Below are 15311 nucleotides of genomic sequence, written 5' to 3'. Positions count from 1 at the left end.
TTAACTTAGAATTTATTATTTAGCGTATTTTGATAATACGCCATTTACGAAGCGGCTAGATTTCTCATCACCATATGTTTTACTTAACTCAATTGCTTCGTTTAATACGACATTCTTCGGTGTTTCTGGTGTATATAAAATTTCATAAACCGCTAAACGCAAAATTGTACGTTCAATTTTCGCTAAGCGAGGTAATGACCAATTTTCTAATTTTTCAACTAATGATTTATCGATTTCTTCCATGTGTAAAACAGTACCTTGTACTATTTGTTCGAAGAATGGTGAACTTTCTTCACCTACGATGTGTTCAATGGCTTCTGAAACTGTTAATTCTGTATTTTCTAGTTGAAAAAGTACTTGTATCGCTTTTTCACGCGCTTCTCGTCGCTTCATTTATTTAGTTCTCCTTTATACTACTACATTGGGGATTTTCTGACATATTACCTATATAAAACAGGATAAAATGTACAAAACAAACCCGAAATGTGAAGTGTTTCATTAAATATGCATTTAGCATTATCTTATCACATTTTTCGATTCAATTCATCGATTCCTTTAACTTTTAAATAGTCAGAAAAAGCACCACTTCATAGAAGTGATGCTTTTTTAATGTTGTATATCAAATTCATATATAGAAATATTAAATATTTTCATTACTTTTTAATCTCGTCCCTATTTTAACAACTGATCAATCCACTCTTGCACTTTTAAACCTTCTTCAAACGATACAATAAGGGAATCCTTCCCGATTATCGAATTATGACACGCGTCCATAAGGCTTTCAGGCTGAATTTCTGGATTAAATAACACTTCTTCCTGATCTGTTTCACTCATCCATAGTTCTGACCAATTGCGGAGCGTTAGCACTTTTTTTGTTCCAAAAACCTTAAATTCTAGACGTTCTTCTTGCCCAATCCCTGACAGGCTATTCAAAATAATTGGTATGCCACTTTCTGTTTTAGCTAAGGCAGTTACACCTGTTTCGCATAAATTCTCATTTTCTGGATATGTCGTTTCGTGAGAAGTAATTTTAAAATCACCGAATAGATAATTCGCAAGTTGAAAATAATGTGGAAATATCTCTCTTATGAAGCCTCCTTGTTCTCTTGAGGCAATCCACGGATTTTGTTGCCATTTCCTTGGCCAATGTGGGAAGTATGTATGCAATTCAATACGAACAATATCGCCAAGTGAAGCTGTATTTATCGCTTCTTTAAGACAATGTATAGCCGGACTGTACATTAAAGGAAAATGCATTGCTGTTTTGACATTTGCTTCAGCTGCTGCTTTTACCATTCTCACACTATCTTGTGCATCGTGAGCAAGAGGCTTTTCGGAAAGAATATTCAAACCATGTTTAGCTATTTGTTCTGCCAGAGGAGCATGACTTACTGGAGGCGTTCCGATATAAACCCAGTTTGGATTTGATTGAAAAAGCTCGTCTAATGTTTCTGCAACTGGAAGTTGATATTTTGTTGAAACTTCTTCTAGTCTTGTTTTATTTTCATCGAATACAGACACGATTTCGCAATTAGGATGAGCCAAAATTTGATTAATGATTCGCTCCCCTACAACTCCAGTACCAATTAATGCAAAAGTAGTTTTTGACATAACGCACTCTCCTTCTTAGGTATTCGTATAATTTTTTCTTCCTATTAAAGTCATTCTTTTCCGAATGAAAATAATGACTATATAAATAGTTAATCATATTGATAGTATAATGAATAGTCATTGGAACAATTTTATAGAATTGGATATGTAAAACATCTCTGCCCAAATCACTTTTCATTCTCTCCACTTCTAATTCAACACAAAATTCCTCGATATGAGTAATGTTTCACTAACGGGAAAGACTACTCTACAAAGGAGTGAAGAAAAGTGGCGAAAAAGAAAATATTAGTTCCAGACGCTCGCGAAGAATTAGATAATTTAAAATCTCGAGTTATGAAAGACATGGGTTATGTTGTAGATAGCAACAATCCTAATAATGTAAAATACGAAATTGCAGATGAGTTAAATATCCCTCTGAATAAGGGGTATAACGGAAAACTGACTTCTGAAGAGGCAGGAAAAATAGGTGGACCGATTGGCGGCAATATGGTTAAAGAATTGGTAAGATTGGCACAAGAACAACTACAAAAAAAATGAAATATCTGCTGATCCTTCTTTAATAGTTGAGACAAACATCAGCCACTGGTAAACCACTTAAACAAAGAACCAATGATGTTATCTAATATGCCTCTAAAAGAAAAGTTCCAAAGAAAATGTATAGTTTTTCTTTGGAACTTTTTAATTTGCTCTGTTTATAAGAGTTTGATCATTATAATGGGCCTTATTATGGTTTCGGAACTAATACCACATGGTAGAAAAATATGCCCGTCAGTATTCTATAATAAATTATAGCCTAACCTTAACCTCAGTACCGTCCTTAGCTTTGACATCTACTAGCACGATCCCCTTATAATTTTTCAGTTCTTTGACGATAGGCTTTAGCGTTTTTTTGTCTATTATTGGAAAGGTGAATTCCAGTTTTTTTCTTTCGAAGTGCTTTTTTGTCCATTTGTTTGCATTTTGCTGAAAAAATTTTGAAGACAAAATTGAAATAACAATGTTTAAACAAGCATATGGAATGGGGATGGTAAACCGAACGTCTTTTGCTTTCACTTTTACAAGCATCATAAGCAAATCACTAATCAATGATGACCGAAACGGTATCCCCGTTTGCCGATTTAATATCAACAATTTGGCCATCTAATTCGTTTTCGATTGCTTCAATAATAAGGCTTATGTCTAAATCTTTAACGTATTTTTCCGATTGAGGAATACTCGCTGCGATGCTGTGTCCAGCCATTAATACTACCTTGACAAGTTTTATTGGCAAATTGACTATGACATTATCATTTTCGGCTGATACAACACGAATTTTCAATGTTTTATCTAAATATTTAGTTGGTTTTTCAAAAAGCTTATTACTTGTTTCTTCTTTCTCTTTTAATACTTGAATCAGTTCTGATCCCTTTTCTGCATCAATCTTTCCTTCTTGAACCATTGTTAACACTCTTGCAATTTCCTCTTTCATGATAAATTCCTCCCTAATCTTTTAAGAGCTTGATGGCTTCTTCTGGTGTGATTTCGCCATTTTCCAACATCGTGACAACTTTTTTCTCGTCTACTTCATTTTTCTTCTTCTGCACATATCCAAGGGATGAAATGATGTCTGTTAGCTTTCCTCGAACCGTTGGATACGAAATCCCCAGTTCCTTTTCAACTTCTTTGATATTCCCTCTGCATGTTAAAAATACTTCCACAAAATGAAGCTGATCCTTTGATAAGGATGCCAGCTTAGATAACTCAAACTCATTTTCAATCGTAGTGTTACAATGAGAGCACTGTAGCTTTGTAATTTTCAATGTTTTACTGCAGACAGGACAATTTGTGATTACTTTATAAGCCATAATGAAATTCATTCCTTTCGGTTGATTCGATTATACAACAAGGAATTAAAAAAATAAATAATAAACTTTAAATTTTTTAACGCGAAAATCAATAATATTAATTATCTGTTTAACTATATTAATTTTCTGTTTAACTATATTAATTTTCGGTTTTCGTTATTCATTCAAGTATTATATTTACCATAATGGTTGAAACTGTAGACATTGCACTTGGTGAAAATACCTAGTTACATAATGAGCAAAAAGGAAACACCCGCTAACTCCCGTTGCATTGTTGATTCTGGTAATCCTTTAACCTCAATTTAATAAGAAAGTGTTTTTCTCACAAAAATATTTTATGGTATGATGTTTAGGTCATTTATCAACTATATGACAAATTTACATCCATCTAAGAGAAGAGGTCCTTATGCACTCCACAAAATTATCTAAGCGACATTGGTTGCTTATCTTCACACTTTCTTTATTAACATTTGTTCTCGGGACAAGTGAATTTGTTATTGTCGGAATCTTAACCGATATTTCCTCGAGCCTTCAAATTACAAATGCAAAAGCAGGCACACTCGTTTCTGCGTTTGCCATTACGTTTGCCATCGCCACACCACTAGTGATGTCAGCAACAAGTCATTTTCCAAAGCGTAAATGGATGTTGTTTTTGATAGGAACTTTCATCGTCTTGAATGCTTTGTGTGTAATCTCGACGAGCTACATCATGTTCCTTACACTTCGAATTATGACAGCGATTGTAACAGGAGTATTAATCTCTCTAGCCATGATAGTTGCAAGTGAAACCATGCCGATTAAAAAACGCGGACTTGCTATATCATTCGTATTCGGTGGTTTCACACTTGCAAATGTCGTTGGAGTACCAACAGGTATTGTCATCGCCGAATCGTACGGCTGGAATGCCACTTTCATGTTAACTACTTTCCTAGGAGTATTGGCGTTTTTTGCATCCTTTTTTGTCTTGCCTAATAAACTCAGCCAAATACGCAGTTCGATACGAGATCAATTTTCTTTAATTACCAATCCAAGAATTTTGATGGCTTTTTTCATTCCTGCTCTCGGATTTGGCGCAACTTATACCGTCTTTACGTACCTTGTTCCTATCTTGCAGGGAATGGAAGTACCAAATCATTCAATTAGTTTAGTCTTATTTGGGTACGGATTTATCTCGATTTTCAGCAACATCCTTGCCGGTAAAATTGCTAGCCACAATGCTATCGGTCGCCTTCGGTTTGTTTTTCTCGTGCAGGCAGTTGTTCTGACAAGTTTATTTTGGGCTACAAATCATTTCGTCTTAGGACTGGTAAACATTGGATTGATGTCGTTAATGGCTATCCTCTTAACAACATCTACTCAACTTTATTTAATAGATCTCGCCGAAATTTATCAGCCAAAAGCAACTGGACTAGCTGCTTCACTTATGCCAGTGGCAAGTAACGTAGGTATCGCTTTTGGTTCTGCATTAGGCGGAATTGTATACCATCAAGGGAATTTAATGAATGTTACATGGGTCGGTGGGATAGTTGCAGTCTGTGCAAGTCTGCTAACTTTCTATAGTTATCGTTTAGATCAAAAACAAAAGAAATCAGTATAAAAGGGAAAAAGAAGTATCAAGGACGTTTAGTTGTTCTTGATACTTCTTTATTAATTACTGCTTCCTATGATTCGGTTTCGCTTTTATATTAACAGTAATCATCATAGTTTTTAAATATTTAAAATGTAATTATTTACTTCCCCAGAAGTGGGAGTTTAAATAAAACAATCAAATTAAAAAACCTCATTTACTTATGATACGACTTGCTGTAACTAATCTAAATGAGGTTTTTTTGTATTCGTTTGTTTAACTGAATTGATGAGATTTCTCATAGGTGAATTGGCAATTGTTTCGTGAGATAAACAAAGCTCACATTCTTAGGTACACCATCTATTTCAATAGACATTGGATGTGTGGAAAAACCCCCGTATAAATAGCATATCAATTTACATCGACTTTCAGAGATGTTGAAGAAAAATAATAATGTATCTACTTAGCAAATTCTTCTTAAACTTCACTCCAAAAAAATAACCCTCGTAAGTATTGTTAACTTACGGGGTTATTGTCTTATAATGCTACTCTTTTACAATTTCGTCAGCTTCGACTAATTTCTGTCTTATCAGCTCTATCTGATCTTTATTTTGTTCCACTGTATCCATATGCTCATGACGTTGTTCTGCATTTAAGAGTGCATTTTCTGCATGGGATATTGAATTGAAAGCATGCTCAACCGCTATCTCCTCTGGGTGTGACATTGCTTGCTTAACGGCACGATCCGCCTTTTGAACAGAGTTGCTTAACAAAGTACTTGGATGATCCTTTTTCCAACTTGTATCCGAATGCTTAGCCATTGTTCCACATTCCTTTCCATACATATTGTGATCCAATGCTTAGTATTGTAATATGTTCAGAAAATATGCACTGAGTAAATCTAATGAATACCGATGTAATTTAAATTAAGTTCTTGTCATAGCTTTACTGCAGGTAAGTAATACTAACTTCGACCATTGATACATCATCAGAATAAATATTTAAATGAAATAAAAATGCCAAAATGGTTATATAACAACAATTTGGCATTAATAAATTCAAAATAATTACTTTAGAAAAAACTTGTTAAACAAATTAGAACTTCATTTACTTATGATACGGTTCTGATCTTCTGACTTCTTAATTGGCATGGAACAACTTTGGCATTTTTTATATTCTTTCATCATAATTCCTCCACATTTTATTCATTCAGCCCAAGTACTTTATAAATTTTTTTAATTCTTTTTAATTGTGGTGCTGTAAGTTCATTTTCTCTTCGCTTTAACACATTTAAAAATGCTTCTTTATTATCATTATTAGCAGCTATAAGAGTACTCTCAGCGTGTTGGGGTAGTTCTTTAAATCTGCAAGTTTCTAAATGATGCAGCAGGAAAGGAAAAATTCGTTCATTGTTTCCCTTGCTTGCGGATGCTAACTTTGCTAAAGTTAATACCCCTTTATCAACAGTAATAACGGAGCCAGTTTTCATAGTTGAAAAAATCGTTTCAAGATGCTCCATCATAATCGTAGATGACACTGTTGAAATGGTAGATAATGCTGTCATTGCACCCCAAACTAAACGGTTATTTCTACTTTTCAGTAAATTTATAAAGGTTAAAGTGAATTCACTTATAAGCTCTGGTTTAACTTCCCCAATTTCATATGCTACTTTAATACAATCTTGTTGAATTCCTTTATCCTTATTAGATAAGTTTTGTATAACTTCTTTTATACCTTCAAGATTATGATCGTTAACTAATTCATGTGCTAGTTCAATATTTGGTTCTTCATCACGACGTTGTAACTTCGAAGCCAGCTTAGGTACTATCGTCATATTATCCCTCTTTTATGTTGATATCATTCTATTCACATACTATCATATTAATCAGACAATATTATGTATTAAGTTTCACATTAAACATTGGGACAATGATTTACATAATAAAGCAGAAATAAACGATTTCCATTTAAGAAAGTCGTTTAATCTAGTCTTTTTATCATATTACATAAATTAATTTTATAGATTATTACAAAAAACGTCTTTTACACTCCCATTTATAAACCCTCATTTACTTATGATATGGTTCTCGTTAATGGAGCTAAGTGAGGTTTTATCATTTCACCTAAAAAAATAAGACTCGATTCTAGATTAGAATCGAGTCTTATCATGGAGGAATAATGGATCATCTTAACCTTTTCTAGATAAAGATAAAACTTAATACATATCTTTACTTATCTTTTTAATAAGTGTTTTGCTAGCTGGCGGTATTCTTTATCTTTTGTAGTAGTTGCGATGTTTTTAACAATATCCTGTATAGTAGGTTGTTGCGAGATCGATGGAGACCATCCTTCTAGTACACTTAGTGCATGGTATTGTAAACTCACATTATCTGATTTAAGAGCAGCTTGAATCAATGGCAGTCCTACTCCTTCATGCTCATGTAAATCTTGAACAATAAATTGCAGACAATCTTGTTCATCATTTGATAGACTCGATAACGATAAATGAGTTGCTGCAAATGCGCAGAGGTCTTTAATATGCTGACGATTATTTGTATCCATGACCGCATAGTATAATTCACTGTTTGTGGGATATTTCTCTAGCAAATCAAACAAATTCGGAGTGACGTCTACTTGATAGAAGCGAGCTATTTCAAGTGCTTTAAAATTATTATCTTGTTGTAATGCATCCATTGCAAGCTGAGGCCATTTAGGATCATTTATAAATGGTTGAATCGCTTGTTGAATAGAAGTACACTCATGTTGTTTCCATTGGTCATTAAACCGCTCTTCCCAAACTTCTTTATCAGCATTTAAAAATTCACTTATTTTCATAAGTGGATAAAAATCTTCAAGTGTTTTACAGTGTATACGCGCATGGTAAACGAAGCGCGAAAGAACGTCGCTTGCATACGGATAATCTTCGATACTCTCGGGAGCACGCTCATTAAGTAACGCTTGGATGATAAGACTTGCTCCATCATATAACTCTTTTGAAACCGTATCTTCGTATAGTGCTACGTCAAGCTCTCCATTTATGGCACACTGATAGGCTAAATATTCATTCATAATGAGATTTTCACAGCCCTTTGTCAGTAGCCATTGTTTTATTTCTGGCGTCGTTGCTTCCAGTTGTTCAACAGCCCTAATTTTGCCCCAACCATGGACGGACTGAGCGAGTTGCCAAATTTGGTTGTTTGCTTGCATTGTGCCATTTTTCAATGCAAATATGACATATGGTGTGAATTCTTCATGCATACCTAAGGTGAATAATAGCTCTTTATATTTTTCACAATTCGTACAACCAAGTACGATGATTGAAAATTTCACAACCTCTCTATGTGCTGCATGGTCAAGAAGCCATAATGCCTCTTGTTGTACAAGTGATTCGTCCAATTGAGCTTGCTGGAATCGTTCAATAAATTCATCACCGTAGCTAGCGATATTGTCAAAAATGATTTTTTCGTATGTTACTTTTCGTGTTTTCGTAGTAGGTTGATTTAGTTGTTCTTCAAAAAGCTTTAGTAGCTTTTTTACATAAAATGGAGTAGGCGTGTCATCTACAAAATTATCGTATAAACCCGCAGCCAATCGCGGATGATTTTCATCATACAAGTATTCGTCATCTGGTAAATAATCTTCTACTATTTTGTTGTGAGTCTGAACTTGTTTTTGAATAAAGGGTACAATTTTCTCTTTATTATCCCATGGGAGAAAGTCTAACTTCAGTGAATCATCTAAAATTGTTTCATTGTCAATTTTAACAATACATTTAAGGCGTATATAACCACCGAGTTTAACGGAAACCATGTGCTTTGTTCCATCTTGCAGCTCAAGTATCCCTGATAATTTCGAATACGGAATAATATGCGAAAAAAAATATTTTCGTTTATTCATATCGACTGTTTTACCATCAATGATAAGTAGCTCTTCTTTTATCTCGTTTATGATTTCAATACAATGCCCTTGATAATCAATCTTCCATGTTTTATGTACTTCTTTTTCTACATCTTTCATTACATTATGCATTTCACGTTTAAATTCATCTTTAAAACCCATTAAGTCCTCCTAAAAATATGGATGGAATACAGAATTTTTTACATTTATAATAGTTTTCTGATTCCTTCTATTTTTTTACTTTATATTTTCAATATAATGATATAACATCTATCAAGGAAATACCCACTATTGAAAAAAGTATGTGAAAGAAGAAATTTCACATACTCTTTGTTCATTATTTAGAAAAATAAAATTTTGAAATATGTTTTTTTTAAAACTGCTTTTATTCTTTTATTTCCCATTAATACTGACAATCTACTCAAATTGTATTTCTTTACAATCCCTTATAACATATTGTTGGATTGTCGCATCCTCTATTTTCGTACTACTGGATCAGGGTATTCAAAGCCTTTCGTATCCACTTCGACCTTTTTCATTTGCTGATCTTCTAAAGGCTTATCTACACCATCTGTTTCAACGGCAACGATAGCATCTACTGTTTCCATGCCCTCAATTACTTTCCCAAAAGCAGCATAATCTCCATCAAGATCTACCGTTGCTTCTACCATAATAAAAAATTGCGATCCCGCAGAATTTGGATCACTCGTTCGTGCCATTGAAATGACACCGCGTTCATGTTTCAAATCATTTTCAAAACCATTATTAGAAAATTCACCTTCAATAGAATATCCTGGACCTCCTGATCCATTACCTGAAGGATCTCCTCCTTGGATCATAAAACCAGGAATAACTCGATGGAAAATAAGACCATCATAAAAACCTTCTTTAACTAAAGAAACAAAATTAGCTACGGTATTGGGCGCTATAGAAGGCTCTAGTTCAATAACGATTTTTTCATCATTGTTCATAGTAATCGTCACAATTGGATTTTCTTTCACAGCTGATGAATAATCCGATTTTTTGTCCGATTCCTTTTCCATCTTATCCTCTGACTGTCCACTTTCTGTTGATGATCCACACCCCGTCAAAACAAAAGCTATCGCCATCAGGCTAAAGAAAAAATAAAATACTTTATATCGCGTGAACATATTCTTTGCAACTCCTCTATGTAATCAGTTATTAATTATATAATTATAAGCTAGCTCAAGACAACTTTTTAAAATGTGTATTGTATGAAAACTTTATCTTCTCGTTCAATGGCAACGATAGCGTCCTCTGTCTCCATGCCCTCAATTATATTCCAAAAAGCTACGTATTCTCCGTCAAGTCCCATTGAGAATCGAAGCAGATGAAAGCTTAGCAATTGATAAGTCATGGCTTTGATATTCAAATAATTATTGAGGATGATTTACTTTAGCTTATCTCTATACAAAAAGAATAGCCCCACTATTTATTGAAGTACCAGTACTGATAAGTAATATTTATTTTATAATACTAGAATAATTATTGACATAAAATTAATTCTATATAATAATAGGTTTTGTATTAGAATCATTTTAATTAAGGAATAATGATTATTTTCAATAACAATTTTTATTTCCCTTATAAAATTATGGCTTTATACTCAAACTAACTAAGAACCAAACATATTAGGAGGAAAATTTATTATGTCACTTATCGGAAAAGAAATTCTACCATTTAAAGCCTCTGCTTACAATGCTGGTAGCGGTGAATTTATTGAGGTCACTGAACAAAGCATGAAAGGACAATGGAGTGTCGTTTGCTTTTATCCTGCAGACTTTACATTCGTTTGCCCTACTGAGCTTGAGGACTTACAAAACCAATACGCTGAGCTAAAAGAACTTGGAGTTGAAGTTTTCTCTGTTTCAACAGATACACACTTTACTCATAAAGCATGGCATGATCACTCAGAAGCTATTAGCAAAATCAAATATGTAATGATTGGGGACCCTTCACAAAAAATTACTCGTATCTTCGATGTATTGGACGAAGAAGAAGGTCTTGCAGATCGCGGTACTTTCATTATCGATCCAGATGGTGTTGTACAAGCACTTGAAATCAACGCTGGCGGTATCGGCCGTGATGCAAGTATTCTTGTTAACAAAATTAAGGCAGCTCAATATGTGCGTAACAATCCAGGCGAAGTTTGCCCGGCAAAATGGCAAGAAGGTTCTTCTACACTTAAGCCAAGCCTAGATCTTGTAGGTAAAATCTAAGGAGTACAACCAATGATACTTGATGCAGATATTAAAGAACAATTAGCCCAATACCTTCAAATGATGGAGGGTGATGTGCTACTTAAAGTTAGTGCAGCATCCGACGATGTTTCTCGTGACATGTTGGCTTTAGTAGATGAATTAGCCACTATGTCATCTAGAATTAAAGTAGAAAAAACAGAATTACAGAGAACACCGAGCTTTAGCGTAAATCGTATCGGCGAAGAAACTGGAGTAACTTTTGCGGGTATTCCTCTTGGACACGAATTTACTTCATTAGTATTGGCTTTACTTCAGGTAAGCGGAAGAGCTCCAAAGGTCGATCAGAAAATCATTGATCAAGTGAAAAGAATTGAAGGCGAATATCACTTTGAGTCATACATTAGTTTAAGTTGTCATAACTGTCCTGATGTTGTACAAGCTCTAAACGTTATGAGCGTTCTAAACCCTAATATTTCACATACGATGATTGATGGTGGTGCATTTAAGGAAGAAGTAGAAGCCAAAAACATTATGGCAGTACCAACAGTTTTCCTTAATGGCGAATCATTCGGCAGCGGCCGTATGTCACTAGAAGAAATCCTTGCTAAAATGGGAAATACTTCAGATGCGTCCGAGTTTGCTAATAAGGATTCATTCGATGTCCTTGTTGTTGGAGGCGGACCCGCGGGAGCGAGTGCTGCCATCTATGCAGCACGTAAAGGCATTCGTACAGGAATTGTCGCTGAACGCTTTGGCGGTCAGATTATGGACACTTTGAGCATTGAAAACTTTATTAGCGTAAAGTCTACTGAAGGTCCTAAGCTCGCAGCAAACCTTGAAGAGCATGTGAAAGAGTATGACATTGATGTCATGAATTTACAGCGTGCTAAACGTTTAGAAAAGAAAGACCTTATTGAAATTGAACTAGAAAACGGTGCTGTTCTAAAGAGCAAAACTGTCATCCTTTCAACAGGTGCTCGCTGGCGCAATGTTGGTGTACCTGGTGAGACTGAGTTTAAAAATAAAGGGGTAGCTTACTGCCCACACTGTGATGGTCCATTGTTTGCTGGCAAAGACGTAGCCGTTATTGGTGGCGGAAATTCCGGCGTTGAGGCAGCCATCGACCTTGCGGGAATTGTGAAGCACGTAACCGTTCTTGAATTTAATCCAGAGCTAAAAGCAGATTCTGTATTGCAAGACCGTCTACACAGTTTGCCGAATGTAACGGTTCTAACAAATGTTCAAACTCAAGAAATTACTGGAACTGACAAAGTTAACGGTGTTACTTATGTTGAGCGTGATACAGGAGAAGCTAAGCACATTGAACTTGCCGGAATATTCGTTCAAATCGGTCTTGTACCTAATACTGACTGGTTAAGTGATACCGTTGAACGTACTAAATTTGGTGAGATCATTGTAGATAATCACGGGGCAACGAATATCCCTGGTGTATTTGCTGCAGGAGACTGTACGAACAGCCCGTATAAGCAAATCATTATTTCAATGGGATCAGGAGCTACTGCATCTTTAGGTGCATTTGATTATCTAATCCGAAATTAAATATTTACCTAATAAAGGACTGTTGTAAATTAATTTACAACAGTCCTTTTTCTTTATAATTTTCCATCAAAACGCATTATATGCTTAATTATTTTAGCTCCATATAAGATACGCTTCGTCCATTTCAAAAAATAAAAATTCTCATTTATTACTACTTCACAAAAAATACGATAATCCCGATAACAATACACAGAATCCCACTCAAAAATTGCCCTAATCCTGAAGCCTCTCCCATTAGAAGTAAATTGAATATGTTTTTACTTTTTCTGTTTTTTCCAAATAATCCATCATCTGTTTTCATACGATAAATACCCCAAACGACTAAAACTATCCCAAAAATAAATAATATAAAATGCATTTTCATACCTCCGTTATTTGTTTAATATGTGTATCTTAATGAAATGCATTATTTGTCATCCTCATCGAAAATAAAAGTTGCCTCGATTGATAAAAATCCACCGAAATCAATAGACTTATAAAAGTACGCTCCTTAAGTGTTGTGTTGCCATTTTCTTATCATGAAGCAATTTAAGAAGATTCCGATCCAGTACATTTAGATACAATTTCCCTCTATTCCTTCAATATCATATTGTATTTCATATAATCTTTTTACCAATTGCATATCTTGGCGAATAGATGATTATATACACACCCTATCCGCTAGCAATTTACTATTTCTGGTTTTTTGTATGATTATCTTTATAGTTCTTTCTTACATTTTACAATTATAAATTTTACAGGCGGTTTATTTTTCATGTTCTTATTTGGCTCGTCAATTTCTGAAAACTCTACTAGTCCATATTTTTCAAATTCTTGTTTTATGGAGTCAGAATCATAAAAAAACATTTTGACGCCTTCCATTATCTCAAAATAGTCTTTATCCAATTGTTTGCGCTTTCCAAACATTGGGGCTTTTTTTGAAACAGTTGTAAAAATCATATATCCATTTGGCTTTAACTGATCATAGCAATCTTTAATAAACTTTTCTCTCTCACGATTATTCAATAAGTGAATAAGTGCATAGCAAAATATACCGTCATAGAGTTTTTTATCAAAAGGCATGTCAGTTACTGAACCATGAAAAATACTAATATCAAGCCCGTTTTGCCTCGCCAAATCAATCGCTGTTTTTGAAATCTCAATACCTGTTACATTTTTTCCATTGTCAATAAAAACCTTTGCATTTCTACCATATCCAATACCTGGTACCAGTATGTCCTTAACATTTCTTTCAAGGAAAAAGTCCTTTGTCACGATTGCAGAATCTGTAGGTTCAAATCCCCACATCGTTTGTTTTTCTATAAAACTTGATTCCCAAAATTCAGTCAGATCTTTATCTCCTACATGTTTTATTTTAGTTGGGTTGCTATCTTGCTTAACACTAATGTTAAATTCAAATAATGTTTATATGCCTAAACTCCAATATATTAAGATTCACCAACCCGGTTCTTCTTTATTACATTTTAGTGACTAATACATAATCTTATTATTTCAAATAAGTATATTACAGACTCTTTATATCTGCAATTAATATAAATCGGTAACAATTTATTTAAAGAATTATTTCTCCATTACAACAAATTAGGCCATGGCTAGCTATATTTTTTTACATGAGAGATCGATTTTAACGCTCCTGGCTCTATCTCATTCAAAAATCCCACCATAAACGTTGATATAGCAATGTTTACGGACCTTTTCATCAAATAACATCTTTCTGCTATTATAGGATTTGCTCACATATTGCTCACAGAAGGATTTATCGCGTCATCGAAGGTTTCTGCTACTTCATTGTAATAATGAGAATTATAAAACTTAATTTTTTCATAAATACCTCTATTTTCTTTTTTATATAATCATTTCCAAAAGACGTTATATAATAAATTCTAGTTCCAAATATCGAATTTGGAAGTGTTTTTTTATTACTAACATTGTAAATCCGCATAAATCTGACGAGACTCCTTATTAAACTAATCTGCCTCGTTAGTTCAATAAAGAAAAAAAGAGCTGCTTACGCAACTCAATGATCTTTAATTAACGCACCTTTTACTTTAAGTGAACATGCTAAAAACATTATAATTGTTTTTCAGCGCACTGTTTCAAAGCCTTCATTTGTTTCTCTAAACCTTTTTTCATAAATACACGAAACAGTATACTTAATATCTTTCCTGAAACAGTCTTAGCTGTTACTTCTTCTGTAATATAAAGAATACTTGAATACGGACTAATTTCTTGAAGGTTATATGAAACATTGATTAAGAAAGATGGATGATTCATTTGAATACTTATTCTATTATTTTTATTGTATTCAGTAACTTGTCCTTCATACTCTTGAATACGGTTTCCTTCTCTTAACCTTTGTTTAAACTTAACACCAACCGGATTACTAATATCAAACTTCGTTAAATACTCAGTTCCTTCTAATCCTGTCATCCATTCTTTTTGTTTATCATTATCTTCTAAGTAAGAGAATACTACCTCAATAGGGGCTTGAATCTCCGTTTGACTTGTTATTAACACTGTTTTGTACCTCCAATTATCAGCAGTGGTTATTATTATTTCTTAACTTTTATTGGAACATATATTTCTGTATGGTTTAATTGATAATTTGGT

At 34.0% G+C, this 15311-nt stretch carries 16 protein-coding genes; 4 read left to right on the top strand and 12 right to left on the bottom strand.

What is annotated here, in order from left to right; genetic code table 11:
* Window positions 1-15 precede the first annotated feature (15 nt).
* Window positions 16-393, bottom strand: coding sequence for a transcription antitermination factor NusB (gene nusB, locus AC3IS5_RS07040; protein WP_489427153.1), 378 nt, complete (start codon window positions 391-393; stop codon window positions 16-18).
* A 279-nt stretch (window positions 394-672) separates the two neighbouring features.
* Window positions 673-1611, bottom strand: coding sequence for a Gfo/Idh/MocA family protein (locus AC3IS5_RS07035; protein ID WP_489427152.1), 939 nt, complete (start codon window positions 1609-1611; stop codon window positions 673-675).
* Window positions 1612-1878: 267 nt separating this feature from the next.
* Between AC3IS5_RS07035 and AC3IS5_RS07030 the strand changes: the two genes are divergently transcribed.
* Window positions 1879-2148 (top strand): alpha/beta-type small acid-soluble spore protein, encoded by a 270-nt coding sequence (locus tag AC3IS5_RS07030; RefSeq protein ID WP_390009921.1) that lies wholly within the window; start codon window positions 1879-1881, stop codon window positions 2146-2148.
* 249 nt (window positions 2149-2397) lie between these two features.
* Here the strand turns inward: AC3IS5_RS07030 and AC3IS5_RS07025 are convergent, their stop codons facing one another.
* From AC3IS5_RS07025 to AC3IS5_RS07015, 3 genes are read right to left on the bottom strand one after another with little or no spacing between them, the layout of a single operon-like run.
* Entirely contained in the window at window positions 2398-2679 is a 282-nt protein-coding gene (locus tag AC3IS5_RS07025; RefSeq protein WP_489427151.1) for a hypothetical protein, read from the bottom strand.
* A 10-nt stretch (window positions 2680-2689) separates the two neighbouring features.
* Complete coding sequence (locus AC3IS5_RS07020; RefSeq protein ID WP_489427150.1) at window positions 2690-3079, bottom strand: SHOCT-like domain-containing protein; 390 nt, start codon at window positions 3077-3079, stop codon at window positions 2690-2692.
* A 13-nt stretch (window positions 3080-3092) separates the two neighbouring features.
* On the bottom strand, window positions 3093-3455 hold the full coding sequence (locus AC3IS5_RS07015; RefSeq protein ID WP_489427149.1) for a DUF2089 domain-containing protein: 363 nt from the start codon (window positions 3453-3455) through the stop codon (window positions 3093-3095).
* Between the two features lie 406 nt (window positions 3456-3861).
* Between AC3IS5_RS07015 and AC3IS5_RS07010 the strand changes: the two genes are divergently transcribed.
* Window positions 3862-5052 (top strand): MFS transporter, encoded by a 1191-nt coding sequence (locus tag AC3IS5_RS07010; protein WP_489427148.1) that lies wholly within the window; start codon window positions 3862-3864, stop codon window positions 5050-5052.
* A 515-nt stretch (window positions 5053-5567) separates the two neighbouring features.
* Here the strand turns inward: AC3IS5_RS07010 and AC3IS5_RS07005 are convergent.
* The 4 genes from AC3IS5_RS07005 to AC3IS5_RS06990 all read right to left on the bottom strand — a co-directional run bounded on the left by AC3IS5_RS07005 (window position 5568) and on the right by AC3IS5_RS06990 (window position 10070).
* Window positions 5568-5843 carry a hypothetical protein gene (locus tag AC3IS5_RS07005; RefSeq protein WP_489427147.1) on the bottom strand — a complete coding sequence of 92 codons (276 nt, stop codon included), beginning with the start codon at window positions 5841-5843 and terminating at the stop codon, window positions 5568-5570.
* Between the two features lie 380 nt (window positions 5844-6223).
* Window positions 6224-6856 (bottom strand): hypothetical protein, encoded by a 633-nt coding sequence (locus tag AC3IS5_RS07000; RefSeq protein WP_489427146.1) that lies wholly within the window; start codon window positions 6854-6856, stop codon window positions 6224-6226.
* A gap of 398 nt (window positions 6857-7254) precedes the next feature.
* A complete protein-coding gene (locus AC3IS5_RS06995; protein WP_489427145.1) occupies window positions 7255-9081 on the bottom strand; it encodes a hypothetical protein in 1827 nt (608 codons plus the stop codon).
* A gap of 314 nt (window positions 9082-9395) precedes the next feature.
* Window positions 9396-10070 (bottom strand): peptidylprolyl isomerase, encoded by a 675-nt coding sequence (locus AC3IS5_RS06990; protein ID WP_489427144.1) that lies wholly within the window; start codon window positions 10068-10070, stop codon window positions 9396-9398.
* 519 nt (window positions 10071-10589) lie between these two features.
* Between AC3IS5_RS06990 and ahpC the strand changes: the two genes are divergently transcribed.
* Window positions 10590-11159, top strand: coding sequence for an alkyl hydroperoxide reductase subunit C (ahpC, locus tag AC3IS5_RS06985; protein ID WP_193740361.1), 570 nt, complete (start codon window positions 10590-10592; stop codon window positions 11157-11159).
* A gap of 12 nt (window positions 11160-11171) precedes the next feature.
* Complete coding sequence (gene ahpF, locus AC3IS5_RS06980; RefSeq protein ID WP_489427143.1) at window positions 11172-12701, top strand: alkyl hydroperoxide reductase subunit F; 1530 nt, start codon at window positions 11172-11174, stop codon at window positions 12699-12701.
* Window positions 12702-12852: 151 nt separating this feature from the next.
* Here the strand turns inward: ahpF and AC3IS5_RS06975 are convergent, their stop codons facing one another.
* The 3 genes from AC3IS5_RS06975 to AC3IS5_RS06965 form a co-directional block, all read right to left on the bottom strand.
* A complete protein-coding gene (locus AC3IS5_RS06975) occupies window positions 12853-13065 on the bottom strand; it encodes a hypothetical protein (protein ID WP_489427142.1) in 213 nt (70 codons plus the stop codon).
* Between the two features lie 335 nt (window positions 13066-13400).
* The gene (locus AC3IS5_RS06970; protein WP_489427830.1) at window positions 13401-14030 is read right to left on the bottom strand and encodes a class I SAM-dependent methyltransferase; all 630 of its coding nucleotides are present in this window, start codon (window positions 14028-14030) and stop codon (window positions 13401-13403) included.
* Between the two features lie 741 nt (window positions 14031-14771).
* Window positions 14772-15218, bottom strand: a complete 447-nt coding sequence (locus AC3IS5_RS06965) for an SRPBCC family protein (protein ID WP_489427141.1) — start codon at window positions 15216-15218, stop codon at window positions 14772-14774.
* Window positions 15219-15311 lie beyond the last annotated feature (93 nt).

It is taken from the genome of Viridibacillus sp. KH_047, from assembly GCF_057838945.1.
This window is presented reverse-complemented; position numbering and strand designations above follow the sequence as displayed.